Annotated in this window: 1 protein-coding gene; it reads left to right on the top strand. The window is 39.1% G+C overall.

Features of this window, described 5'->3' with window-relative positions:
* Window positions 1-66 precede the first annotated feature (66 nt).
* Window positions 67-1,232, top strand: a protein-coding gene (locus FTU36_RS16545) for an IS3 family transposase (protein WP_119285041.1) whose coding sequence is annotated in 2 segments (ribosomal slippage) — window positions 67-325 and window positions 325-1,232 — 1,167 coding nt in all. Because the reading frame shifts where the segments join, the coding sequence is not laid out codon by codon here.
* The last annotated feature ends 42 nt before the right edge of the window (window positions 1,233-1,274 follow it).

A 1,274-nucleotide genomic window follows, 5' to 3' on the forward strand; every position in this document is an offset into this window, starting at 1 on the left:
TGATGTGTGCTTAAAAAACAGGAGGGTTTAACTTGGTAAACTATACATACTCATTAGGAGTTTACCATGAGCAAGAAACAGAAGACTTACACCGCAGAATTTAAAGCTGAAGCCATAAAAGCCATTGAAGAGAACCAAGGTAATGTATCGGAATCCGCTAGACAACTTGGCATTTCAATGCAAACCCTTTCGAACTGGAATAACAAAGCAAAGGCTGGAACTTTAGCAGGCACAAAACAGTATTCGCCCGATCTAAACGCCTTACTCGAAGAAAATAAGAAGCTTAAACAACAGCTCAAAACAGCTGAAATGGAACGTGAATTTTTAAAAAAGGCAGCAGCGTACTTTGCCAAAGAAAGTCAGTGAGGTACGCCTATATGAAATCGCAAAGCCACTTATTTCCGATTATTTTAATGGCTCGATTACTTCGTGTATCCGTTTCTCGCTTTTATGATTGGCTAAAGCGAGGCATGAGTAAAAGATCAATTCAGCGAAATCAGCAGACAATTTTGGTCAAAATAGCCCATGAAGAAACCAAACAAAGCTATGGCTATGTTCGATTAACCAAGCATTTACAAGCGCAAGGTATCAAAATAAGTACGTATGCTGTGCGCCAAATAAAAAAATCAAATCAGTTGTATTGTAAGCGCCATAAGCGTTTCAAAAGAACCACGAACAGTGATCACAACCGTTCTATTTATGACAATTTACTCAAGCAACAGTTTTCAATGACGAAGCCTAATCTTGCGTGGTCGAGTGACATTACCTACATTTGGACGGCTGAGGGCTGGTTGTACTTGGCAGCTGTCAAAGATCTTTACACGAAACAGGTTGTTGGCTATAGCTTAAATGAGCGCATGACAGCCAAGCTTGTTTGTGATGCATTGAATATGGCTATTCGCAATCAGAAACCTGCTAAAGATCTCATTGTACATTCAGATAGAGGCAGCCAATATTGCAGTAATGAATATCGAAACTTACTTGAGAAATTTGATTTTCAGGGTTCAATGAGCAAAAAAGGCGACTGCTTTGATAATGCACCGATAGAGAGTTTCTGGGGCATACTCAAAAATGAACTAGTCCATCATCGCAACTACAAAACAAGGGAAGAAGCCAAAGCGGATATTACAAAATATATAGAGTTATTTTATAATCAGCGAAGAATTCAAAAAGGCTTGGATTTTAAGACACCAAATCAAATGGCAGAAGACTTTTATCGGTTAGCTGCCTAGAATCTCCCAAGTGAAAGTCTCCTGCTAATTCAGCACACATCA

The sequence above is a fragment of the Acinetobacter sp. YH12096 genome, assembly GCF_013419215.1.
Taxonomy (GTDB): Bacteria; Pseudomonadota; Gammaproteobacteria; order Pseudomonadales; family Moraxellaceae; genus Acinetobacter; species Acinetobacter amyesii.